Source organism: Psychrobacter sp. VH5 (assembly GCF_050572635.1).
Classification (GTDB): Bacteria; Pseudomonadota; Gammaproteobacteria; order Pseudomonadales; family Moraxellaceae; genus Psychrobacter; species Psychrobacter celer.
In genome coordinates, this window is sequence record NZ_CP192145.1 from 646,016 (window position 1) to 668,987 (window position 22,972).

Below are 22,972 nucleotides of genomic sequence, written 5' to 3' on the forward strand. Positions count from 1 at the left end.
ATCGTTTGGCTTTGCATGGTTGTTTCGTATGATAACCATCAGCCCAGATACCATAAATCGCTAGGCGGATTGATTAATGATACCTGGAGTTGGGCTGGCAAGGATGGTATCAGTTTGCGTCTGACGCAGCGTATCGAGCTTGCTGGCCACCGCCTCGTCATGTAATGCCAACACTTGAATCGCTAGCAAAGCGGCGTTATATGCGCCTGCCGTCCCAATAGCGAGAGTGCCGACCGCCACGCCTTTTGGCATCTGTACGATAGAGAGTAGGCTGTCCCAGCCGCTGAGCATGGAGGACTTGACTGGTACACCAAAGACAGGGAGCGGCGTTTGGCTGGCACACATACCAGGCAGATGTGCTGCCCCGCCAGCACCCGCGATAATCACTTGTAGGCCATTGTCTTTTGCACACTTGGCGTAGTCAAACAATCTATCAGGCGTACGGTGCGCTGAGACCACTTCACAATCAAAGGCAATATCAAAGTCGGCTAGTAGCTGGGCGGCGGCGCTCATGGTGGCCCAATCAGATTGTGAGCCCATAATGATGCCGACTTTTGGCTGGCCAGCAGGAGAGGCGATAGGATTAGGTTGAGTCGTAGCTGATTGGGTGCTCATGATGCGATATCCTCAAAAAGACCATCATACAAAAGTTTTGCCGCATTCGTAAAGCCAAGATTGAGGTTTCTCCATACTATCGTGTTTTTGTCCCCGCACGCATCACAAAAGTGTCAGCAGGTAGCGCGCATCATACGCAGTCTTAGCGCTGATCGTGACGATACTGTACAAAGCTATCTGCTGTGAGTGGTAATGGTTTGGTCGTATCAAGCTGATAGCACGTCAGATAGCCGCTGTCTACGGCGGCAGAATAATCTGTGCAAGCGACTTGCGCGCTGAGCGGCTCAGGCGTACCTGTCAGCCAATAATGCCCGACAAATACAGGTTTGTGGGTTTTTAAGGCAAAATCGATATTGTCAGCCAAGACGTCTTGAGGAATCTGCGCCAATGCCGAAGCGGGCGCGCGAGCAACTTCATACAGCGTGCGCTGGTTCAACGCATCCAGCCACCAGCGTACCCGTACCCGCTTGCGCTCCGTGCCTTCTTTATCGACCATCACTAAGCCGTCTGGCAAAGGTGTCTCCACACCTTTTAGCACCCGCTCTAGCGCATCAAAGGCCGGACTAAACTCACGCGAGGTCACCTCAAGCGCATGCGGCGTCAGACAATTATCTGCGGTGAGCAACGGCTTTAGCACAGCCATGCTATCTACATCCCAGCAAGCATGGACAAAACAGGCATAGTCAGTCTCGAGCCACAACGGAATCTCATAAAAACGCTTAAGCCAGTACTGATGCGCCGCCGAGCCAAAAGGCACCTCTGCCAAAAACGCCTCGTGTTGACGGGTATGCACCGCATCGTGCGAGCGCAGATACTCGCCAGGCACGTCCGGGTCGGGTGTGGCAAAAGCCAGCGCGTTATACTCATGATTGCCCATCACCGCGTCGGCGACATCAGCGTCTAGCATGGCAAACACAATCTCCAACGTCGCCACTTGCTGGGGCCCACGATCCATCAAATCGCCAATAAACAGCGCTCGATGACCCTCTGGCGGCACAAAGTATTGACCATTATGGACATAACCCAACTGTTTAAGCAAACCGACAAGCTTGTCCGCGTAGCCGTGAATATCACCGATAACATCTATAATCATAATAAAACAACATAAAGGTGAGGTTGTGCGCTTATAAAAACGCAATACATAAAAAATCAAACCATCAATGAGATGATTGTCTGTCGGTCATTATCAGCCATAGCCATAGCCATAGCGGCTCTAAAAACCTGGCGACAGCAGCGCGTTGATAAAGTGCGGCAAGACACGCGGCTCTAAAACAATCGTGGCCACCACTCCAAACGCGCCGCCCCACATATGCGCCATATGATTGATGTTTGAGCCGCCGCGCCTATCTGCATAAATACTATAAGCCACATATGCTACTGCAAACAAAATCGCCGGAATCGGAACAATGGCGAATAAGTAAAGGCTTTCCCACGGTGCCAGCAAGATAAAAGCAAACAGTACCGCTGAGACCCCGCCTGACGCGCCAAGACTTAGATAGCTGGCATTGTTTTTGTTTTTTAGATAGCTTGGCACCATAGCGATAACAATGGCAAGCACATAAAATACCACAAACCCATAACCGAACAAAAACGGCTGGTACAGCCCTTCGATGGCGCGACCAAAGAAATACAGCGTAAACATGTTAAACAATAGATGCATGCTGTCGGCATGGATAAAACCATGCGTCACAAAACGATCCCACTGTCCGTTGTTTACCGCTGGTGGATAAAAAATAAAACGGTTAAACAAGCGTTTGTTTTGCCATGCCAACAAGCTGATGATAACCGTAATAATAATGATAAGAGTGGTATGGTTTAACAAAGAAAAATCCTTAGGCCGCGCCTGATTTATGACAATGCGAGAAATGACAACGTTCAAAGCCTAAGCGTTACGGCTGCATAAAAACTGACGATCGTTACTAGGGCGTGTTCTGTCTGCTGAAGCTATCTCACTTTATCTTTACGTAACTTAAGCCTAGGTAATCTCAGCATAAGCCATACTTATCCCAGCCATGCGCTAGTGGTGTTATGTTTTATAGGGAACCAAATTATCGCTGATCGAGCACCGAGGTAAGCCATAATATTAACAGTAGTTGAGCCAATGCCAAACCCTATTATGTGACAAAACGCTGCGTTTTTATGCTTTTCTGGTGAATAATGTAGCCATGCAATGATTGATAGCCGTCAAACCTGAATTAGGTAGCGTTTGAGCTGGCATGAGGTCATCAATGTCGACGTGGTTTTGCGACACTGGCGCTGTTATTGAAAGTATACAGCCAGTACTTTTTCTGTACCGATACTGCTTTTCAATAGCGTCAACCCTAGTCATAATAAAATATAAGCTTGTCATTTTGTAAATTTCCATCAATGGCCGATAGAGGCAGTCATCTATGAGTATCATCGATCAACTAGAGCAAACCGTGACCCCAGCTGTCTTAGGTGAGCAGGCAAGTCACCAAAGCGTGGCTTATATCAGTTTGCTTGAGCAGTTTTATGCGGTTTTGGCTGCCCGTTTGGCGCAGCCAGATATATACTCTGAGCTATTGCGTAGCGATGAGACAATCAGTACAGAGGTGGCTGTAGAGCGTCCGTTTTTTGTGCAGCTATGGCCAGACTCTGCCGTACAGCAAGTGATGATACAAGCGCTGGCGGCCGATCATCATATTGATGAAACTGTGACCAAACAGCTACTGATCAATGCCGCGCCGCTGGTCTATCGCGAGCTTATGATCTTGGCAAATGGTCAGTTCTTGCCCGCATTTCTACAGCAGCAGACGTCAGCGCTGCGCCAATATTTACCGATATGGTCAGCACCTATCATCACCGCAGCAGCCAGCGGCGGCTTAACGAATTTTGAGACGGCTACCAATGCGCCTATTAACCCAAACGATACCGATGACTCTGATGCACGTGCCTATGATACACATGGTTCTGAAGGGCATTTTGATAAAACAGGTAGCGCTATCCATGCCAGTCCAGCGGCGCATCATCTGGCCAAAAACACCAGTCTAAAGCAAGAAAGAGTGCGCAGCCGTAACCTGCGCCGTGACTTGTTGGTGTGGGTGTTTTTATTGTTGTTGGCGGTGGCTGCGCTTGGCCTTGCTTTATGGGCGTTTGTCCTAAAACCCAATAGCGCGCCGCCAGCCGAGCCAATTGTCACTGAGTCTGCGAGCGTGCCGCCTGCGCCTGAACCAGTCGCCGCGCCGACGCCTGTTGAGCTTATCGTAGGGGTGGACGATAGTGGCAGTCTATACACTTGTAGCGCGATTGTCGGTGATACAGCACTACAAAACACCCTACAGCAAGCGCTCAGATCAAGCTTTGGTGAGCAGGCAGCGATCTGCCAGTTTACTGTACAACAAGGGGTTGCCAACAGTATTGCCAACCTACCAGCAGAGCTATTGCCCAATGTGTTGATGATGCTGAGGTCCACGCCCTTTGCCCGCTTGCATCTACAAAACGATCGACTTACGCTAGAAGCGCCAGATGCCATGCTGCTACAGCGCTTGCTCAATGAGATGCGGGCTTTGGTGCCAGCCATGGTCATCGATAGTACCGCGCCCATCCCTTTACCTGATGCCCCGAACGCGGCAACCAGTGAATTGGGTGATGCTGATAGTCTGAGTAATGATGTATACCCCAATAATGCTACTGGTGCTGGCGAATACCAGGCGGCAGACGATGAAACAGGCGATAGCGTCATGCCTGCGCCCAACACTAATGCCAGTATACCTGCCGATCTGCCCAACACTGCCCCTAATAATCTGCCCAATAATATACCGACTAACAATATACCGTCTAATAACAACCAAACTAGGCCGTCAGGCCCTATTTCGCTATCAGAGGTAGATGAGATGGCAAGTAGTGTGATCGTCGCCGAGCCAGCACAAGTCAGGTAGCAATGTGAGGCTACAGATGGATCGTTTTACTAAAAAATTATCTCTGTGTTTTCCTTTAAGTCTTTCTTTAAGCTTTTGTCGGACAGTTGCATTTGGGTGGGCTTTAGGGTGAGATAGTTACGTGTCTCAACTGAAACATTACTTAACGTAGCATTTGCACAACAACCTGTTGATTGTGAACGGATACTTAATACTTTTATAATAACAAAAGTTGAATGTATGAGTTGAACCTACAAAGTGTTGAACCTATAAAGTATTGTTAAAAAAAGCATTGTGAAGAGTGTAATTATATAAATACGTATTAACGGAGGAATTATCCAATGGATATTATCAGTCATCTAACACGGACCGTTAGCCCTGCAGTACTAGGAGATGATCACAGCCCAGCCAAAGAAAGCTTGCTTGAGCAGTTTTATGCTATCTTTGCCGCGCGTCTTGCCGACCATGATACTTATGGACGCTTTGCAAATGAAAACATCGCCCGTGACGATCAAGGGTTTTATGACCGCGTCTGGACAGAAGGCGCTCACCGTGATCAAATCTCGCGTGAGCTGGCGGACAAGCACAATGTCGATGCTACCGCCGCTCGCGGCTTGATTGCGATGGCAGCGCCGCTCGCATTTCATGAAATTAAAAGCTTAGCAGGGACCACGCCTGTGCCGCAGTTCTTAAGTGATAATTTGGCCAGTTATCAGCATCATATTCCGGCATGGGCAAGTACGGTCTTGCCAGCTGGCATGTTGGCGGCTACCCCAGCTGCGGGTGGTACTCGTATCTCTGATACCACCAGCACCGCACCATTGCAGCATACCGAAGAAGAAAAAGGCAGCTTTATGAAAGCGCTGCTACCGATTATTGGTTTGATTATTTTGGGGGCGCTGGCATGGGCGCTACTCAGAGGCTGTCAAGAAAACCCTGAGCCTGTTGCCACACCAGTTGCCAGTGAGCAACAAGCAGCAGGCGATGAGCAAGTGGCAGTTGCCGCAGATGTAGAGCCTGCCTCACTGCGTATCGCGACAGGCGAAAACAATGAGCTGTATGCCTGCCGGATGAATGCCGGTGACGAAACCCTACAAAGCAAAGTGATGAATGCGTTGACAGCCGCATTTGGCGATGAAGCCAATAAATGCCGCGCAGACGTCGATGATAACTTTGCCACCGATATGCCAGCCGCCGCTCAGCTTGCTTCTATTTTGCCCATCGTCAAAAACGTGCCAAACGCCAGCATGATCATTAAAGGTGATACCATCACCGTCAACGCCCCAGACGAAGCGGCGTTACAACAGCTAGTGACCGATTTACAAGCGGCTGCGCCTGCCATGACTGTCCAAGCAGAAGGCCCACTGGACTTACAAGGTGAGATTGACGATAGTCTAACGGCCGCTGATGCTGCTATGAACAACTTGGGTGACAATCCAGACCCTCGTGATGTGGCGCGTGCCCTGAGTATACAAGTGATTAATTTTGAATTGGACAAAGCGATCATCCCTGATGCCAACAAAGCGCTACTGGACCGCGCGGCCAAAATCATCACCGAAGTACCAGATATGAAGCTGATGATTATCGGTCATACAGATAGCCAAGCCTCTGATGACTACAATATCGAGCTGTCACAAGAGCGCGCCGATGCTGTCAAAGAGTATTTGGTCGCCCAAGGAGTCGATGCCAGCAAATTGGCCACCAAAGGTATGGGTGAATCAGAGCCAATCGCTGATAACTCAACTGAACAAGGCCGTTTCCGTAATCGCCGCATCGAGTTTGTGGTGAACGATGAGTTCAACGTGGCAAGTGCAGATGCAGGCACGACAATCAGTAACGATGCGCTTGATCCGGACTTAAACCCGCTAGATAGTAACAACGATGACTTATTGCCAGATGATGATGACGTCACCCAAGGTAGCGCTATCGATCCAGCAAACTAATATCAGCTGTGCTCAAAAAAACCGCTTCTTATTAAGAAGCGGTTTTTATTTATCACAAATGCAATGATCACAAATGTAATGATCAGAAAACAAAGTATTGAATCTAGGGCGTGCCCTCATTTTAAAAATGGCGATAAAAACGAGCTGCGATTATTTATAAGCGGTGGGGTCTATTGAGTCACTAGCAGAATGATTAGCCGGTGTCTCGGCCGCTGCAAAAAACGCCTGCATCACGTTTTGCTTGGCTTGCTGCCAGTAGTCAAACTGCTGACAAGTTGACTCAAGATCGCCTTGCCATGCTGGTATCTTGCCGGACATAGATTTGACACGGTTTTGGTTAGGATAGGGCAGATCTTGCGCTGCTTGGGCGGCTTCATGAGCCGCGATACGGTCATTACAGACCAAAGCAATATCGCAGCCTGCGTTGATGGCCGCTGTTACTCGTGCACTGACATCGCCTGCCGCCTGCGCACCTGCCATCGACAAGTCATCTGAAAACAGCACGCCATCAAATTTTAACTGCTCACGGATGATGTCTTGTAGCCAAATCTTTGAAAACCCTGCAGGTTTATTATCCACTTGCGAAAAAATCACATGGGCGGGCATCAGCGCATCGAGCCATGGCAGGGTTTGGGCAAAAGGCTGCATGTCACTATTGATGATCTCATCCAAGCTGCGATTATCAATCGCTTCTGCCACGTGTGAGTCAGGTGCGATGGCACCGTGCCCAGGGAAATGCTTGCCTGTGGTCGCCATGCCAGCCGCTTTCATGCCGCGCATAAACTGAGAAGCCAAGGCAATGATGGCTTGCGGCTCTTGATGAAAACTGCGATCGCCGATGACTTGGCTGATACCGCCTCTATCAAGCACAGGCGCAAAGCTCAAATCAATCCCCACGGCCAGCACCTCTGCCGCCATCAGATAACCGCAGTCATAAGCGAGGCTCAGCGCCTGCGCCGGATCTTGCTCAAACCGCTCACCCAGCTTGCCCATCGCTGGCAAAGGGCTAAAGCCGTTGCGGAGTCGTGCCACGCGCCCACCTTCTTGATCGACGCCGATCAAGATATCAGGATTGTGGTAGCGTATGTCATCACACAGCTGGCGCACTTGCGCGGCGTCAGCGACGTTGCGGGCAAACAAAATAACACCGCCGACTTGTGCTTGTTTGATTAAGCTGACATCTTCAGCGGTCAGAGCAGTACTATCGATATCAATCATTAAAACGCCATACATTGCGCTATCCTTTTTGGTTATTACTTGATAAGTGGTTATCTTAAAATGCGACTGTTACTGTTATTTAATAAAATTGACAATAAGGAGTACTAAGGTGGGTGACGGTGTTTGTGAAGACTGTACCGTTTAAGTCCCATCGTTTAAGCTCCTTAGGCTCGCGACAGACACGCCTTAGTATATTGTGTAGATGGCCTTATTATGACAGTTATTAGGCACGGCGTATAATGCGCCAGATAAATGGCTTTAAATTGATGGGCTTATGGGGTTTAATGAGTGATCTCGTCGATGTACAAAAAGCGCTAGTAGCGCAAAGATGGACTGCGATAAATATGACAGAAAGTTTGGTACAGAGCGGCGTAGCGTGTAAGATTGTTTATACAGTTTAAGACAGTTTTATCTAGATGCTCGTGATAATATTGATTGATTTTTCACGATATTTTAATGCTATCTGGTCACTTCTGTATAGAATGCCGTATAGGTAGTCAACTATTATAATCACTACAATCTGCGATACCAATGATTGTAATAACAGAGAGGGTATCAAGATAGCAGCAGAGCAAAGCCTTCTGGATTTTTACAATAACGATATTATTACTCACTTAAAAAACTAGGTATATATGATGAAAAAACAACCAGCACAGTGGTTACTCAGTGCAGTGTCAGTGGGCATCGCCGGTATTATTTTAACCCAAAGCTATAGCACCGCTGTGGCAGAGACCAGCACCGAAGGCTTTGTACCGACACCTGAACAAAAAGTCACCACGCGCCAAGTCGCCGCCTTGCTAGATCGGAGTCATTATCTCAATCAGCCACTCGATAGTAAAATGGGTAGCGAGATTTTATCGATGTATATCGATAGCCTAGACCCCAATCACACCTTATTTTTGCAATCTGATGTCGATGAGTTTAAGAAAAAATACGCCGACGAGTTTGGCGCACGCCTCAAGCGCGGAGATTTGTCGGCGGGGGTAGAGATATTTGAGCGTTATCGCAAGCGCTCAAGTGAGTACTTCGCCATGGCAAGTAAAATGCTCAAGACCGATATTGATTTGACAGGTGATGAGACCATCGTTTTAGACCGTGAAAAGCTTGGGCATTTTAAGACCAAAAAAGAGCAACGTGACTATTGGACGCGGCAGCTAAAATTTCAACTGATCAGCATCACCTTGGGGCAAGAAGACGAAAAAGCCAAAGAGCAGGTGTTTTTAAACAACCCCGATATCACGCGTGGTCAAGACCTCGTCCGTGATGACAAACGCACACCAAGTGAGATATTACTCAAACGTCTCACACGTCAGCAAGAGCAGTTTAAACGTCTCAAAGACGATGAAATCATGGAGACGATCTTAAATACAGCGATGCTGACCTATGACCCACACAGCAACTATTATGCGCCTATTCAAGCGACTGAGCTGCAAATTCAGTCAAGCTTGCAACTAGAAGGCATCGGTGTATCGATTCGCCCAGATCGCAAAAACCCAGACTATACGCGCATTGTCACGCTAGTCGATGGTGGCCCTGCAGCCAAAACTGGTCAGATAAAACCCAATGATTTGATCGTCGGTATCGCCAAAGACGGCAAAAACATGACCGATGTGGTCGGCTGGTCAACGCGAGAGATTGTCAGTTTGATTCGCGGTAAGCGCGGTACCTCAGTGACTCTCAAACTACGCCAGCCCAATACGCCAGACTCAAGTGCTCGCACCGTGACGGTGGTGCGCGATATCATTCAACAAGAAGAGTCGGGCGTCAAGCAGCGCGTCGTCGAAGTACAGCGTCCTAATATTGACAAAACGCCCAAACGTATCGGTGTGCTTGAGATACCAAGTTTTTATCTCAATTATCGCGCACGGCGCAATGGCGAAGACTATCGCAGCGTCAGTATCGATACCGAAAAGGCGCTAAAAGCCCTTAATAAAGAAAATATCGATGGGCTTGTGGTGGATTTACGCAACAACCCTGGCGGCTCTTTGGATGAAGTGGCCAAGATGCTGGGCTTTTTTATCAAGAGCGGGCCGCTCGTGCAAATTCGTGACAACCGTGGCAACATCCAAGTCTACCGCGACAACGATGGCGGCGAGCAGCTGTATGATGGCAAAATGGTGGTACTGACCAACTTAGCATCTGCCTCGGCCAGCGAAATCTTTGCTGCCGCTATCCAAGACTACGGACGCGGACTGGTCGTTGGTAGTACGACCACCGGTAAAGGCTCTGCTCAAATCCAGCTTGATAGTCTAGCGCTTGGGACAGCGACCTTGACTCAGCGTAAGTTTTATCGTGTGACGGGCGGCAGTACGCAAAACAAAGGCGTCGTCCCAGATATCGAGCTGGTCAATATCTATGATGATGCGACCTTTGGTGAGCGTTCGCAGAAAAAAGCCTTGCCTTGGGACACCATCAAAACAGCGCCGTACAAGCCTGAGGGCAAGTTTAGCAGCGATACCTTGGCGACACTCAATCAACAATCCAAGATTCGCCAACAGCAAAACCCGCAGTTCGTCTATCTCTCAACGCTCAATGATATCCGTGATATGGAAGATGAGAAAAAACCCATTCGCTTAGATATCAATAGCCGCCGCGCCAAGATGCAGCTGATCGAAAAACGCTCGCTTGAGGCAGAAAACAAGCGTCTGATTGCAACGGGCGAAAAGCCTTATAGTGATTGGAATACCTATCAAGCGGCGATGGATGCAAAGTTTGAAGAGCGCAGTCAGATGAAAGCCAATGAGCGCCCAGAGCTGCCAGAGGATGAAGTCTTTATCAATGAAGCTGCCTATATCATGCTAAGCGCAGAACCAAAGCAGCTGCTGAGCCCTAAAGAGGCGCTAGAGAAATGACGAGTGCTATCGAAATAACAATGGTATGTAAGCATATGCTTACACCGATTGACGTTTCGACCTCTTACTAACAATAGGGCAATCTGCGATTATAACTGTACGGCACGATTGAACGGAACGGTTCATGGATACTAGGGATTGGTATCTTAAAGGTCGCATCAGGGATAGGTGGTTTGCTGATTAGGGATGATAAGGCTGGATGCCTGTCAGTTATGAGATACCCCGGGATTAGGTATTTGATAACATTAACATGGATGGTTAGTGATAAAAGCCGCATAATGCTTGTCGTTATGCGGCTTTGTTACGTCTAAAGGATGGCGATTTAGTGGTAAACCATTGCGCCGCTCTCAATGACACTTGTGCTAGTATGGTTCGGTCAGCTGCTAAAAACGCTGCTCCCACAAACGTACCGTATAAACTAGCAGGCACAAAACAGCAGGCATAAAAAAAGCCGACTCAATTGAGTCGACTCTGTTGGCCAGTTGGCTGATGTATCTTAAAGCCACCAGACCTTTTACTGCTTACCAAATGCAAGTAGCGATTAGTGCTGAACGCCACCAGCGCCATGTACATGGCCGTGGTTTAGCTCGTCTTCAGTAGCAGCGCGCACTTCTTGAATCTCAACATCAAACGTCAAACGCTTACCAGCCAATGGATGGTTGGCATCGACAGTGACTTCTTTGTCGTTTACTGCCGTGACGGTCACTAGCATCACTTGGCCGCCCGCTTCTGACTGGAACTGCATACCAGGCTGGATATCGTCGACACCTTGGAAGTTTTCACGTGGCACGTGCTGTACCGCTTGCTCTTGGTACTCACCATAGCCGTCAGCAGGCTCTACGACAGCGTTTACTTTTTCGCCAGCAGATTTGCCTTCTAGTTGTTTTTCTAGACCTGGGATGATATTGCTGTGACCATGTAGATAGGCAAGTGGTTGACCTTCTGGTGACTGGTCAAGGATGTTGCCTTCGTCGTCTTTTAGCGTGTAATTGAATGTGACGGCGGTGTCTTTTGCGATAGTAGTCATAAAATATCCTAAATATATCGATGTAAAAAATTAAATACGGTTGCAATAAACCTAAAAAAGCCAATCAGCCAGCCAGATAGCCACGTCATTAGTCAATTATCATCAGTTTATTTCGGTTTATAAAAGTAACTTTAGCAGTTAGCATCTTTAATTGAGATGGCTTTGATAACTTTCAAGGCAAAAAACAGAAAAAATGCCAATTAATCACGTTAAATAGCTATTTTTTTGAAATATAAACGGATGGACTCGCCAGATGCCTGAACGCTCCAGCATAAAACGTTTGCCAGTTGCGTTTTGTCTGTCGGACTTCTACCATAATGATAACCATAAAAATGAGACAAGAAAATGACACAGATTACCTTAAAGACCAATGAGCAGCCAGGCAACTATGATGCCAACGTACAGAGTACAGCAGACATCGATATTCGTTATCGTTTTGATTTTTCCCGTTTTGCTGAGCATTTGGTGGATGTGACGCTGAGCTTTACCGCCAGCACCGATGCGCCGCAGCTTTGGCTACCTGCATGGATACCAGGCAGCTACTTGATGCGCGAGTTTGCTCGCAATATCACCGCTGTCCATTATCACCTGCTAGATGAGCAGGATACAGCTCGTGATACGTCGTCACAGCCTTATCGTGGCCAAAAAATAGACAAGCACACATGGCAGCTCCCGCAGATAAAGGCAGGGCAGAGCGTCAGCGTTCATTATGAGGTCTACTGTTATGATCTGTCGGTGCGTACCGCCTACGTCGATCAGCAGCGACTGTATGGCAATTTTACCTCGCTTGCATTGGCTGTCGAAGGGCAAGAGCAGCAAAAGCTGCAAGTGAGTCTTATCGTTCCTGCAACGTTTTTGGCAGATAAGGATGAGGCGCGTGTTTGTCTGGCGATAGGCCTGGACTACACAGAGCTGCAGCTAGAGGGGCAGCTGTGCTTTGCGCTACAAGTGCCCAGCTATCATGACTTGATTGACTATCCGTTTGAGATTGCCGAGCAAGATAGGTTTGATTTTATTATTCAAGACAGCGCGCATCAGACGCTACGTCACCGTTTTTATCTGTCAGGCAAGCACAGCAGCAATATGGGCAGATTGCAGCAGGACATCACCCAGATATGTCAGAGCTATGTAGACTGGCTAGGCGATGCACCTTTTGCAGATTATACCTTTATGACCTTTGCCAGTGGGCAGGACTATGGCGGGCTTGAGCATATCAATTCTACCAGCCTGATCACCCCGCGCCGCGACCTGCCAAGTGTCGATGAGCCAACAATACCCAGCAGCGATTATCAGCGTTTTTTAGGCTTGTGTAGTCATGAGTACTTTCATGCATGGTGGGTCAAGACGGTGCGCCCTGATGTGATGCTCGAGGTTGATTTACGAAAGGAGGCCTTTACGCCTTTGCTATGGGTGTTTGAGGGCTTTACCTCCTATGTGGACGACTTTATGCTGCAAGCATCAGGCGTCATCGATAAAGCCAGCTATCTGAAGCTGCTGGCTGAGCAAATCAATCGCTACTACCAGACGCCAGGGCGCGCATATCAGAGCGTGGCTGAGTCGAGCTTTGATGCTTGGATTAAGTTGTATCGCAATGATGAAAACACAGGTAACGCAGGTATCAGCTATTATAATAAAGGCGCCTTGGTAGCGCTTTGTTTGGATCTGACTTTGCTAGAGAAAACCAAGGGACGCTATCGCTTGTTTGATGTGATACAGGCATTTTATCGACAGGCCAAGCAAAATGACAAGAAGCGCATCGGTATCAGCAGTGCCGATATGGGCGCGGTCATCAGTCAGTTCATGCCGCTTGATGTCTGGCAGGACTTTGAGCGCCGCTACGTCAATGGCGTTGAGGCGTTGCCGATACAGACATTGCTGAGTGCCAATGGTGTCAAGTTACATGTCAATAGTAAGGAGACGGCGGACAAGTACATGCCTTGGGGTATGCGCTGTAGCGACACCCCAGCAGGCCTCAAAGTCAATCGAGTCCTACGCGGCAGTGCAGCGGCGCATGCGGGTATCTCCGCCCATGATGTGATAGTCGCCTTCGATGGTATCAAAGCCGATGCCAAACAGCTATCGGCTCTGAGTACGTCTGCGCGCAAGATTGACTGTCATTTGTTTCGCCGAGATGAGCTAATGTCGGTCACCGTATTACCCAAAGCGGCCGCTGAGAATAAAAATGCAGCGGCAGATATTGAGCAAGATGGCCTTTATCAAGACAGCCTCCGTCAAGATTGCCCTTATAAAGTCACTTTGCATCTTGCAACACCCACGAGCGCATCGCCCAGTGATGAGGCGGCATCGCCGACCCAAGCAGGCTGGTATACATGGCTAAATGTGTGAGCAGATAGGTAGGCTAAAGTCGCCCTTTCGTTGTCTGAGAGTAGATTAGAGGCTAAGGGCAGTTCGCTGTGTCGCCAGAGAGAGGCTTGGTGACACAGCTGGCTTACTATGTATGTTTATGTGTATTTACGACTCACTATCTTTGTCGGGTGCTGTAGCCGGCTCCTTAGACGGCTGAGCATGATCGTCTGACGCGTCAGTCGTAGAGTCCGCATCTGCATTGGTATTTGTCTCAGCGGCGTCCGCGCTATGGCTTGCAATCCAGTTTTGCATCAGCTCAATCTCAGCTTGCTGGGTGTCGATGATACTTTGTGCCAACTGTCGCATCTCTTCGTCTGTGCCGTACTTGAGCTGTACGTTGGCCATATCTACCGCGCCGATATGATGCGGAAGCATACCGCGAGCAAACGCCATGTCTGGCTGCGGGTCGGCGATACCAAGCACCATATCACCGTGTAAGACATCCATGCTTCTGGCATAGGCCTGCTGCATGGCTTCTGTGTGCGGGTTGGTTTTGACGGTGTCGGGATGGCTGGCAAGCCATTTATTTAACGTATCAATCTCTGGCTGCTGGGCATCAATGACGTTTTGCGCCAGTTGCCGCATGCTATCATCTGTCCCGTGTTTTAGCTGGATCTTTGCCATCTCGATCGCTCCGCGATGGTGACCGAGCATGGCTTTGGCAAACGCGGTATCAGGATCGTTATAACCCATACCGATCATCATCTCATCGTGCATACGCGTCATCGCCCTTGTATAGTCTCTGAGCATATCGGTCATTTGTGCCTCGTTTGCTGCATCTTCTTTAGCCAGCACATCGTCCGTTTGCGCATCAGATGGATTGATCTCTAGGTCGGTCACGGGCGGCGTTGCGGTATCGCTAGACGTCGCCTCATCCTCAGTCGCCGGCTGACAGGCACTTAATATCAGCGCAGCAGCAATACTGGTGGCAAGCAAAGAAAAGTGACGAGAAGCAATCATGACATATTCCTATTATAAAGCGGCAATGATAAAAACAGACGAGTGATGAGATAATATCCGTAATGTGCTGAATCTTAACAGATAAACCTTACCAGTTCGAGACATGATGTTTAGAGCGTGTGCCCAATCCCTAATTGTCGACAGCGCTCGTCATTTAGATGAATACGGACAAACTCACCGACCCCCAAACGCCCTAACTCAAACCCTGCAACCGACCAGCGTATCAAACGCAGACAAGGCAGACCTACATGAGCGGTCATACGCCTGACTTGGCGGTTTTTGCCTTCGTAGATGGTCAGCATTAGCCAAGACGTTGGGACGTTTTTGCGCTCACGTATCGGTGGGTTGCGGGGCCATAAGGCTATTGGCAAGTCCGCCTCTGTGACCATTTGGGCGAGCGCAGGTAAAGTTTTACCGTCCTTTAAGTGCACGCCTTTGCTCAGGGCTTGTAGCTGTGCAGCCGTTGCGATCCCCTCGACCTGTACCAAATAGGTTTTGCCTTGCTTATGCTTGTCTTTTTCAAAGCTCGCCGCCGATGGTGGCTGGGTAATGGCTTTGTTGACGCGGCCATCACTGGTCAAGATCAGTAGCCCCTCTGAGGTTGCATCAAGCCGCCCCGCCACTCGCAGCGACTTATCGGTAAAGTATGGCGATAGGGTGGCGTGGTCATTATTACTGTCGTCACGGAACTGACTTTGCACCCCATAAGGCTTATTGAACAAAATGAGACTAGAGCTCGGCATGGCGTAAGCATTCCTAAAATAAACTGACAAAGCGGTCAAAGGGCACTATTAAGTATAAAACAAGTATAAAAATTGCCGGTTGTAACCGTTGATGTGGTATCGGTCTTGAATGCTGCGACTATAACACCGTCCCATCAGCGAATAAATACCATGTTATTATTATGGTTTTATATCTTTGATATCCCGATAGGCGCTATAGTCAATCCGGTATAAAAATAATCTGATAGCCACGTATCCGATTTTAAACGATAAATGGCGAAGCAGCATACAGTAACGTCTCATCAAAACCCTAGCATATAACGCCTTTTGATTTGTTAATACTGTATAAACTATCTTTATAATTATGCTCGTTATGGGCCAATTGTGTTTTTGTCCTCTATGGTTTGGGTAAGTTATACAGTATGGTAAATGGCATAAGGCGTTACTCATCAGATTGGCAAAATTACGATAAATGACCAAGATATATAATCAAATAATTCATAATTGAATCATTAAGGAGTGTTACCCATGTCCTACGATAAAGTGATCGTCCCAAGAGACGGCGAAAAAGTCACGGTAAATGCTGACTTGTCTTTAAATGTGCCCAATCATCCGATTATCCCTTTTGTTGAGGGTGATGGTATCGGAGTCGATATCACGCCTGTGATGATAAAGGTCGTCAACGCAGCAGTAGACAAGGCTTATCATGGTAAAAAATCCATCATTTGGATGGAGACCTATCTCGGCGAAAAAGCGGCAAAAGTATACGATGGGGATTATTTGCCCAATGAAACGCTGGAGATTTTAAAAGACTATGTCATCAGTATCAAAGGACCATTGACGACCCCAGTGGGCGGTGGTTTTCGCTCGCTCAACGTCGCGGTACGCCAAGAGCTCGACTTGTATGTGTGCCAGCGCCCCGTGCGCTGGTTTGAAGGGGTGCCAAGCCCAGTGCAGCATCCCGAGCTGACAGACATGGTGATCTTCCGCGAAAACTCAGAAGATATCTATGCTGGCATCGAATGGAAGGCGAGCAGTGATGAGGCTAAAAAGGTCATTAAGTTTTTAAAAGAAGAGATGGGCGTCACCAAGATTCGCTTCGATGATGACTGCGGCATTGGCATCAAACCTGTCTCAAAAGAAGGCTCGCAGCGCTTAGTGCGTAAGGCCATCCAGTATGCCATCGACAATGATTTGCCTAATGTCACCTTGGTGCACAAGGGCAATATCATGAAATTTACCGAAGGCGCGTTTAAGGATTGGGGCTATGAGCTTGCCGCCGAGCGCTTCGGTGCCGAGCTATTGGATGGCGGGCCTTGGATGACGATGAAAAACCCAAAAACAGGCAATGACATCGTCATAAAAGACGTCATCGCTGATGCCTTTTTGCAGCAAATCCTCATGCGCCCTGCTGATTATTCGGTGGTGGCAACGCTCAACCTAAACGGCGATTATATATCCGACGCCCTCGCAGCAGAAGTGGGCGGCATCGGTATCGCACCAGGTGCCAATAAAGGCGGCGCAATCGCGGTTTATGAAGCGACGCATGGTACTGCACCCAAATACGCCGGACAAAACAAAGTCAACCCAGGGTCGCTCATCTTATCAGCTGAGATGATGCTACGTGACATGGGCTGGACGGAAGCGGCTGATTTGATCATCAGCGGTATCCAAGGCGCTATCGCTAATAAGACAGTGACCTATGATTTTGAGCGGTTGATGCCAGATGCCATTTTGCTGAGTACTTCTGAGTTTGGTAAAGCCATTATCAAGCACATGCACGCTTAAGCGTCGGGGCATGTCTGCAACCGAATCTGCGTCTTTACATAAGGACGCATCCTAAAAGTAAGCATAAAAAAACACCCCTGAGATTTCAGATCTAAAGGGTGTTTTTTTTGCTAAAAGTGGGCGTAAAGGCTTAAATACATCCTTTACGCCCAGCGCTTAGGCATATCAGCGGCGCATCAGATTATAATGAGGCGATCGCTTCGTTGAACAACGTGCTTGGACGCATCACTTGCTCAGCCAGTTTTTCATCGGCTAAGTAGTAACCTTTGATATCTACCGACTTGCCTTGGGCGTCATTCAACTCTTTTATGATGGCCGCTTCGTCACGCTGTAGTTGTTCTGCCAGCGGTGTAAACTGCGCTTTTAGCTCGCTATCTTTGTCTTGAGCCGCCAGCTCTTCTGCCCAGTACATCGCTAGGTAGAAGTGGCTGCCACGGTTGTCAATCTCGCCAGTCTTGCGCGATGGTGACTTGTTGTTTATTAGCAGTTTTTCTGTGGCTTTATCGAGGGCGTCTGCCAATACTTGCGCTTTGGCATTGTTGTCGTTTTTGGCCAAATGCTCCAAAGATTCGGTCAAGGCTAAGAACTCGCCTAGTGAATCCCAGCGCAAGTGGTTTTCTTCTACCAACTGCTCGACATGCTTTGGTGCTGAGCCGCCTGCACCTGTCTCAAACAAACCGCCGCCTTTCATGAGTGGCACGACCGATAGCATCTTGGCACTGGTACCAAGCTCTAAGATAGGGAACAAATCTGTTAAGTAATCACGCAAGATGTTACCAGTAGCAGAGATGGTGTCTAGACCGCGAGCGACGCGCTCTAAGGTATAACGCATGGCGCGAACCTGCGACATGATCTCGATATGTAGGCCATCGGTGTCATGGTCTTTTAGGTACATTTTGACTTTTTTGATCAGCTCGTTTTCGTGCGGACGGTATGGATCTAGCCAGAAGATCACAGGTGTGTCTGACTCGCGGGCACGGCGTACGGCCAGTTTGACCCAGTCTTGGATCGGGGCATCTTTGGTCTGACACATGCGCCAGATGTCGCCTTTTTCGACGGCTTGCTCCATGAGGACTTCACCAGTATCCACATCTACGATACGAGCGATACCAGCGTCGCTTGACTCAAAGGTCTTGTCGTGTGAGCCGTATTCTTCCGCTTTTTGAGCCATGAGGCCGACGTTTGGTACTGTACCCATGGTGGTTGGGTCAAAGTTGCCATGCCATTTGCAGAAGTTGATCATTTCTTGATAAATACGCGCAAAGGTAGACTCTGGCATGACCGCTTTACAGTCATACATTTTGCCATCTGCGCCCCACATCTTACCGCCTGAGCGAATCATCGCAGGCATTGAGGCATCGACGATCACATCGCTTGGTGAGTGGAAGTTGGTGATGCCTTTTGATGAGTCAACCATCGCCAGACGTGGACGATGCACTTGACAAGCATGCAAGTCGCGCTCAATCTCTTCTTGTAGAGAGGTTGGCAGCTCTTTGATTTTTTCGTAAAGTGATGCCATACCGTTGTTGACGTTGATGCCTAACTCATCAAAGAGCGCACCATGTTTTTGAAAAGCGTCTTTATAATACGTTCTGACCGCATGACCGAAGACGATTGGATGCGAGACCTTCATCATCGTCGCTTTTACGTGCAATGAAAATAAGATACCTGCTTCGCGGCAGTCTTCCATTTCGCGCTCATAAAACTCAAGTAGCGCTTTTTTTCTCATAAACATCAGATCGATGACTTCTTTGTCCAACAAAGCAATCTCTGGCTTTAGGACTTTGGTGGTGCCATCTTCGAGCAACAGCTCCATACGTACGGTACGAGCCTTGTCGAGAGTCATCGATTGCTCGCCGTCATAAAAGTCGCCGCTGTGCATGTGTGAGACGTGAGTGCTTGACCACTGTTTCCACTCACCCATTGAGTGCGGATGCTTACGTGCGTAGTTTTTGACCGCTTTTGGCGCGCGGCGATCAGAGTTACCTTCACGCAGTACGGGGTTGACCGAGCTACCTAGTGCTTTGCCGTAGCGCTTACGGATACTTTCTTCTTCCTCAGTTTTTGGCTCATCAGGGAAGTCAGGTAGGGCATAGCCTTTGCTTTGTAATTCCTTGATAGCGGCTTTTAGCTGCTGTACTGAGGCACTGATGTTCGGCAGTTTGATGATGTTGGCATTTGGGTCTTGGGTTAGGCGACCTAGCTCTGCGAGGTTGTCAGGTACGCGCTGTTCTTCAGTGAGGTACTCAGGAAATTCGGCCAACACACGCGCGGCCACAGAGATATCGCTGATATCGACAGAGACGCCTGCTGTATTGGTAAAGGCTTTGACAATCGGCAAGAATGATAAGGTCGCCAGCGCTGGGGCTTCATCAGTTTTTGTATAAATAATTTTTGACATATTAGTAGAATATTCCTATAGGCTGTAGTGAATAATAAAGCTCAAATATAATGCTACAAATCGTTAAACGACATATCGTTAAATAATACTATGCAATAGCAAACGTTATGGTTCGATCCCGTACATTATATGTAGTCTCTTGCAATGGTTGAGGCTACTTAAATTTCTTGTTGCTGTTGGCTAGCCTTTATAACCGTAGTGGCTAGCTTTGATTGGTTTTTTATTCAAAAGGCGCTTGCAATGATGATATCACCATCTAAAAAAAGCGACCTAAAAGCAAATGGCTAAGAGTATATTATAAAGGATCCACTATAAATTCGATACGGTGTCAATCCTATATCATGAACTAAGTATACTATTTTCGCTTATGTCCTATGCAACAGAATTATATTAAGCTAAGAACAGCGTTATTCTACCAGTCATCCGCTTTTATATCATCCCTTCCCAGCGATTACTGTCATTTCATGGGTGCTTACCCGTTATCAATTAAGTAAATCCAAACCGTGTGTCATTCTAGGGCGTGTCCTCAATTCAATCGATAGCCATCTAAATGGGCTAAAAATGGCCAAATCTGGCCAAACGGTGTCAAATAGCTGACTAATATCTCGATATTATCTGCGCTATTTTCCTTGTTTGACGGCGATTTATCTCATTTTTATCACCATTTTTAAAATGAGGACACGCCCTAAAACCGCGCCTTTACTGTCAGTGGTTTTTATAAAGTGATGAGTGTGCTTTGCAAATTGTGACAGCAAACCGGCAAAAATTTGCTAGGCTATTTTAGGTTAAAGTATATCTTTGTCTCACATACAGCGATAAGCTTTAGATAACGCAGCGATGGCTGATATTTGCTGTCGTTGTGACGCGAGCAGGCATCTCACCATGTTTGGCTGTCTTTTATAAGTGATTGACTGATATACGCCTTAAATAAAACATTGACACACATAGAGCGGCTAGAGTGACCATGAGCATACGTTTAAAATACGCACTAATGAGTGATACCAGCTGGCAGCAGATGGCAGAGTGGCAAACGCCAGACACGCCGTTTATGTCCTTTGCTTTTTGGCAAGCGCTGGCAGCCACGGGCGCCATCGGTGAGCAGGCAGGCTGGCTGCCGATATATGTCTTGATCCATCAGGTCGATGAGGGTACAACACCGCCAAGTGCCGCTGACATCAAAAACAGCAAGGCACACTCTGATGTTGACAATAAGGCAACAGAGACCGCAGGCGACAAGGTATCCGTCACGCATCCTATAGCGGTGCTACCAGTCTTTATTAAGGGTCACCACCGCGGTGAGTTTGTGTTTGATCATGCTTGGGCAGAGGCCTACGCGCGCTATGGTGTCGACTACTATCCGCGGCTGGTCAGTAGCGTACCTTACACGCCGATTACCGGTCAGCGGTTTTGGCTGACTAATGGCGAGCGCCTGCGTGCCGATATCATAAAGACCGCCCTAGCAGGCGTAAATGATATTGCTCAGCAAGTGGGGGCATCAAGCTGGCATGGACTGTTTGTCACGCCTGAGTTGGCCGATATTGTAGCTGCCGCCATGCCGACAGATAGCGATGTCATGAGTGCACTGACGGCGCAAGAGCAGGGCGGCGCAGCGGTGGCCATCGACATACCGATACTGGAGCGTCAGGGCTGTCAGTTTTTGTGGCAAAACCAAGACTTATTAAAAAACGCGCAGCCATTTGCAGATTTTGAGGCGTTTTTGGCAACGTTAAGAGCCAAAAAGCGCAAGACCATCCGCGCTGAGCGCCGCAAAGTCGCCGAGCAGGGCATCCGTTGTCAGCGTAAATGCGGGGATACGATTTGTGAGGAGGACTGGCACGCTTTTTATCATTGCTATGTGATGACCTATGCGGTGCGCGGCCAGCAGCCTTATTTAACGTTAGATTTTTTTATGGCGTTGGCCGCGAGTATGCCTGAGCACCTGATGCTGGCTCAAGCACGTGATGCGCATGGTGATATCATTGCCAGTAGTTTGTTTTTGTACGATAAGCCCGATAGCAAAGACGCGACTTTATACGGCCGCTATTGGGGCGCGCTGGCGGACTATGACAGCTTGCATTTTGAGCTGTGCTATTATCAAGGCATCGAGTTTGCTATCGAGCAGAGTTTGAGCTATTTTGATCCAGGGACGCAAGGCGAGCATAAGCTGGTTCGCGGTTTTATACCGACAACCACCCACTCGTTGCACCGCGTTTATGATGGGCGGTTTGTGCCAGCCATTGCGGACTTTTGCCGTAGAGACAGAGAGCATATGGCTGAGTATCGCCGGCGAGCATTTGACGCCTTACCGTTTAATGCTGATAATATGCCCGCCGCTGATGCCAGTCGCTAGCGCTGCTCTCATCTATTTTTTTATCCGTCTTTTATCCGTCATCATTAGCCGCTTATTATGCCTAGTAACCACCTGTTTTGCCCTGTACCGCCTCCCGCCGAGCTATACGCTTGGCTCAATGTCGAAGGCTCTTTGACTGCTGTACTAGAGGTAAAAGCTCGGCAGCCCTTGCGCGTTGAGCGCCGATTTGAGGGCTATCGCGCGCTGACACTGGCACAAAAACGCCAGCTGGGTGTACGAGGCGCGCAGCTAAATCGGCCGATGCTGGCGTGGGTACGCGAGGTGTACCTATATGGCAATGATGAGCAGCCGTGGGTCGAGGCACAGAGCATCTTTCCGTTGCCCAGTCTCAAAGGCCGCGCCCGCCGTTTGCAGCAGCTCAAGAGCACGCCCATCGGTTATGTGTTGTTTAAGCGCAGTCGCACGTTGCCCAATCAGCGTTTTATCTCACAGACGGCCAAAGGCTGGCAACGGCAAACGCGTTATGACTGGTATGGGCGGACGCTGCTGATCAGCGAGACGTTTTTACCCGCGTTCAGCCAAAATAGACAATCACAGATAGGCTGCAACAGAGAACAGAAAAATTTATATCCAAGCATATAAATATACCGTGATAAATACTTTATTTTATTGGCTATTTACTTGCGTTATAAGGCCATTTAATTTGTTCAGCTTAGCGTGAGATTTTTTTGCGCTCACCATACAAATTTTCATGTTACACTTAAACTTTAGCGATGATATCGACGCCTGCGTGTCGATTTGATTGTCGATATAGACACGTCAATGACAGGCCAATTGCCTGTGCTTGCCTGTTTTACCTCCTTTTGCTACTTGCTTCTTTTCGATAAACA

General features: G+C 48.4%; 15 protein-coding genes. 7 read left to right on the forward strand and 8 right to left on the reverse strand.

What is annotated here, in order from left to right; genetic code table 11:
- Positions 1-60 precede the first annotated feature (60 nt).
- The 3 genes from purE to ACNFVB_RS02815 all read right to left on the reverse strand — a co-directional run bounded on the left by purE (position 61) and on the right by ACNFVB_RS02815 (position 2,437).
- Positions 61-615 (reverse strand): 5-(carboxyamino)imidazole ribonucleotide mutase, encoded by a 555-nt coding sequence (purE, locus tag ACNFVB_RS02805; protein ID WP_075101763.1) that lies wholly within the window; start codon positions 613-615, stop codon positions 61-63.
- Between the two features lie 142 nt (positions 616-757).
- Positions 758-1,708: a metallophosphoesterase gene (locus tag ACNFVB_RS02810; protein ID WP_201584142.1), complete on the reverse strand. Its 951-nt coding sequence runs from the start codon at positions 1,706-1,708 to the stop codon at positions 758-760.
- A gap of 120 nt (positions 1,709-1,828) precedes the next feature.
- Positions 1,829-2,437: a rhomboid family intramembrane serine protease gene (locus ACNFVB_RS02815; protein WP_075101761.1), complete on the reverse strand. Its 609-nt coding sequence runs from the start codon at positions 2,435-2,437 to the stop codon at positions 1,829-1,831.
- 568 nt (positions 2,438-3,005) lie between these two features.
- Between ACNFVB_RS02815 and ACNFVB_RS02820 the strand changes: the two genes are divergently transcribed.
- Positions 3,006-4,514, forward strand: coding sequence for a hypothetical protein (locus tag ACNFVB_RS02820; RefSeq protein WP_430738027.1), 1,509 nt, complete (start codon positions 3,006-3,008; stop codon positions 4,512-4,514).
- Positions 4,515-4,834: 320 nt separating this feature from the next.
- The gene (locus tag ACNFVB_RS02825) at positions 4,835-6,436 is read left to right on the forward strand and encodes an OmpA family protein (protein WP_430738028.1); all 1,602 of its coding nucleotides are present in this window, start codon (positions 4,835-4,837) and stop codon (positions 6,434-6,436) included.
- Between the two features lie 150 nt (positions 6,437-6,586).
- Here ACNFVB_RS02825 and nagZ read toward each other — a convergent pair whose 3' ends face one another.
- On the reverse strand, positions 6,587-7,669 hold the full coding sequence (gene nagZ, locus ACNFVB_RS02830; RefSeq protein WP_192995864.1) for a beta-N-acetylhexosaminidase: 1,083 nt from the start codon (positions 7,667-7,669) through the stop codon (positions 6,587-6,589).
- Positions 7,670-8,289: 620 nt separating this feature from the next.
- Here nagZ and ACNFVB_RS02835 point away from each other — a divergent pair.
- A complete protein-coding gene (locus ACNFVB_RS02835; protein WP_430738459.1) occupies positions 8,290-10,506 on the forward strand; it encodes a carboxy terminal-processing peptidase in 2,217 nt (738 codons plus the stop codon).
- Positions 10,507-11,047: 541 nt separating this feature from the next.
- Here ACNFVB_RS02835 and ACNFVB_RS02840 read toward each other — a convergent pair.
- Entirely contained in the window at positions 11,048-11,533 is a 486-nt protein-coding gene (locus tag ACNFVB_RS02840; RefSeq protein ID WP_430738029.1) for an FKBP-type peptidyl-prolyl cis-trans isomerase, read from the reverse strand.
- Between the two features lie 345 nt (positions 11,534-11,878).
- Here ACNFVB_RS02840 and ACNFVB_RS02845 point away from each other — a divergent pair, with 345 nt between their 5' ends.
- Positions 11,879-13,879, forward strand: coding sequence for a M61 family metallopeptidase (locus ACNFVB_RS02845; RefSeq protein WP_430738030.1), 2,001 nt, complete (start codon positions 11,879-11,881; stop codon positions 13,877-13,879).
- A 126-nt stretch (positions 13,880-14,005) separates the two neighbouring features.
- On the opposite strand, the gene copM is transcribed toward ACNFVB_RS02845, so the two are convergent.
- Positions 14,006-14,860 carry a CopM family metallochaperone gene (gene copM, locus ACNFVB_RS02850; protein ID WP_430738031.1) on the reverse strand — a complete coding sequence of 285 codons (855 nt, stop codon included), beginning with the start codon at positions 14,858-14,860 and terminating at the stop codon, positions 14,006-14,008.
- 110 nt (positions 14,861-14,970) lie between these two features.
- On the reverse strand, positions 14,971-15,603 hold the full coding sequence (locus ACNFVB_RS02855; RefSeq protein WP_430738032.1) for a pseudouridine synthase: 633 nt from the start codon (positions 15,601-15,603) through the stop codon (positions 14,971-14,973).
- 507 nt (positions 15,604-16,110) lie between these two features.
- Between ACNFVB_RS02855 and icd the strand changes: the two genes are divergently transcribed.
- Positions 16,111-17,370: an NADP-dependent isocitrate dehydrogenase gene (gene icd, locus ACNFVB_RS02860; protein ID WP_430738033.1), complete on the forward strand. Its 1,260-nt coding sequence runs from the start codon at positions 16,111-16,113 to the stop codon at positions 17,368-17,370.
- A gap of 181 nt (positions 17,371-17,551) precedes the next feature.
- Here the strand turns inward: icd and ACNFVB_RS02865 are convergent, their stop codons facing one another.
- Positions 17,552-19,771 (reverse strand): NADP-dependent isocitrate dehydrogenase, encoded by a 2,220-nt coding sequence (locus ACNFVB_RS02865; protein ID WP_430738034.1) that lies wholly within the window; start codon positions 19,769-19,771, stop codon positions 17,552-17,554.
- A 970-nt stretch (positions 19,772-20,741) separates the two neighbouring features.
- Between ACNFVB_RS02865 and ACNFVB_RS02870 the strand changes: the two genes are divergently transcribed.
- Together ACNFVB_RS02870 and ACNFVB_RS02875 are read left to right on the forward strand one after the other, a co-directional pair.
- On the forward strand, positions 20,742-22,121 hold the full coding sequence (locus tag ACNFVB_RS02870) for a GNAT family N-acetyltransferase (RefSeq protein ID WP_430738460.1): 1,380 nt from the start codon (positions 20,742-20,744) through the stop codon (positions 22,119-22,121).
- Between the two features lie 57 nt (positions 22,122-22,178).
- Entirely contained in the window at positions 22,179-22,724 is a 546-nt protein-coding gene (locus ACNFVB_RS02875; RefSeq protein ID WP_430738035.1) for a chorismate--pyruvate lyase family protein, read from the forward strand.
- The last annotated feature ends 248 nt before the right edge of the window (positions 22,725-22,972 follow it).

Coding starts and splice junctions, on each gene's coding strand:
- purE (WP_075101763.1), bottom strand. CDS start 615: ATGAGCACCCAATCAGCTACGACTCAACCTAATCCTATCGCCTCTCCT.
- ACNFVB_RS02820 (WP_430738027.1), top strand. CDS start 3,006: ATGAGTATCATCGATCAACTAGAGCAAACCGTGACCCCAGCTGTCTTA.
- icd (WP_430738033.1), top strand. CDS start 16,111: ATGTCCTACGATAAAGTGATCGTCCCAAGAGACGGCGAAAAAGTCACG.
- ACNFVB_RS02855 (WP_430738032.1), bottom strand. CDS start 15,603: ATGCCGAGCTCTAGTCTCATTTTGTTCAATAAGCCTTATGGGGTGCAA.
- ACNFVB_RS02835 (WP_430738459.1), top strand. CDS start 8,290: ATGAAAAAACAACCAGCACAGTGGTTACTCAGTGCAGTGTCAGTGGGC.
- ACNFVB_RS02825 (WP_430738028.1), top strand. CDS start 4,835: ATGGATATTATCAGTCATCTAACACGGACCGTTAGCCCTGCAGTACTA.
- nagZ (WP_192995864.1), bottom strand. CDS start 7,669: ATGTATGGCGTTTTAATGATTGATATCGATAGTACTGCTCTGACCGCT.
- copM (WP_430738031.1), bottom strand. CDS start 14,860: ATGATTGCTTCTCGTCACTTTTCTTTGCTTGCCACCAGTATTGCTGCT.
- ACNFVB_RS02875 (WP_430738035.1), top strand. CDS start 22,179: ATGCCTAGTAACCACCTGTTTTGCCCTGTACCGCCTCCCGCCGAGCTA.
- ACNFVB_RS02865 (WP_430738034.1), bottom strand. CDS start 19,771: ATGTCAAAAATTATTTATACAAAAACTGATGAAGCCCCAGCGCTGGCG.
- ACNFVB_RS02810 (WP_201584142.1), bottom strand. CDS start 1,708: ATGATTATAGATGTTATCGGTGATATTCACGGCTACGCGGACAAGCTT.
- ACNFVB_RS02845 (WP_430738030.1), top strand. CDS start 11,879: ATGACACAGATTACCTTAAAGACCAATGAGCAGCCAGGCAACTATGAT.
- ACNFVB_RS02840 (WP_430738029.1), bottom strand. CDS start 11,533: ATGACTACTATCGCAAAAGACACCGCCGTCACATTCAATTACACGCTA.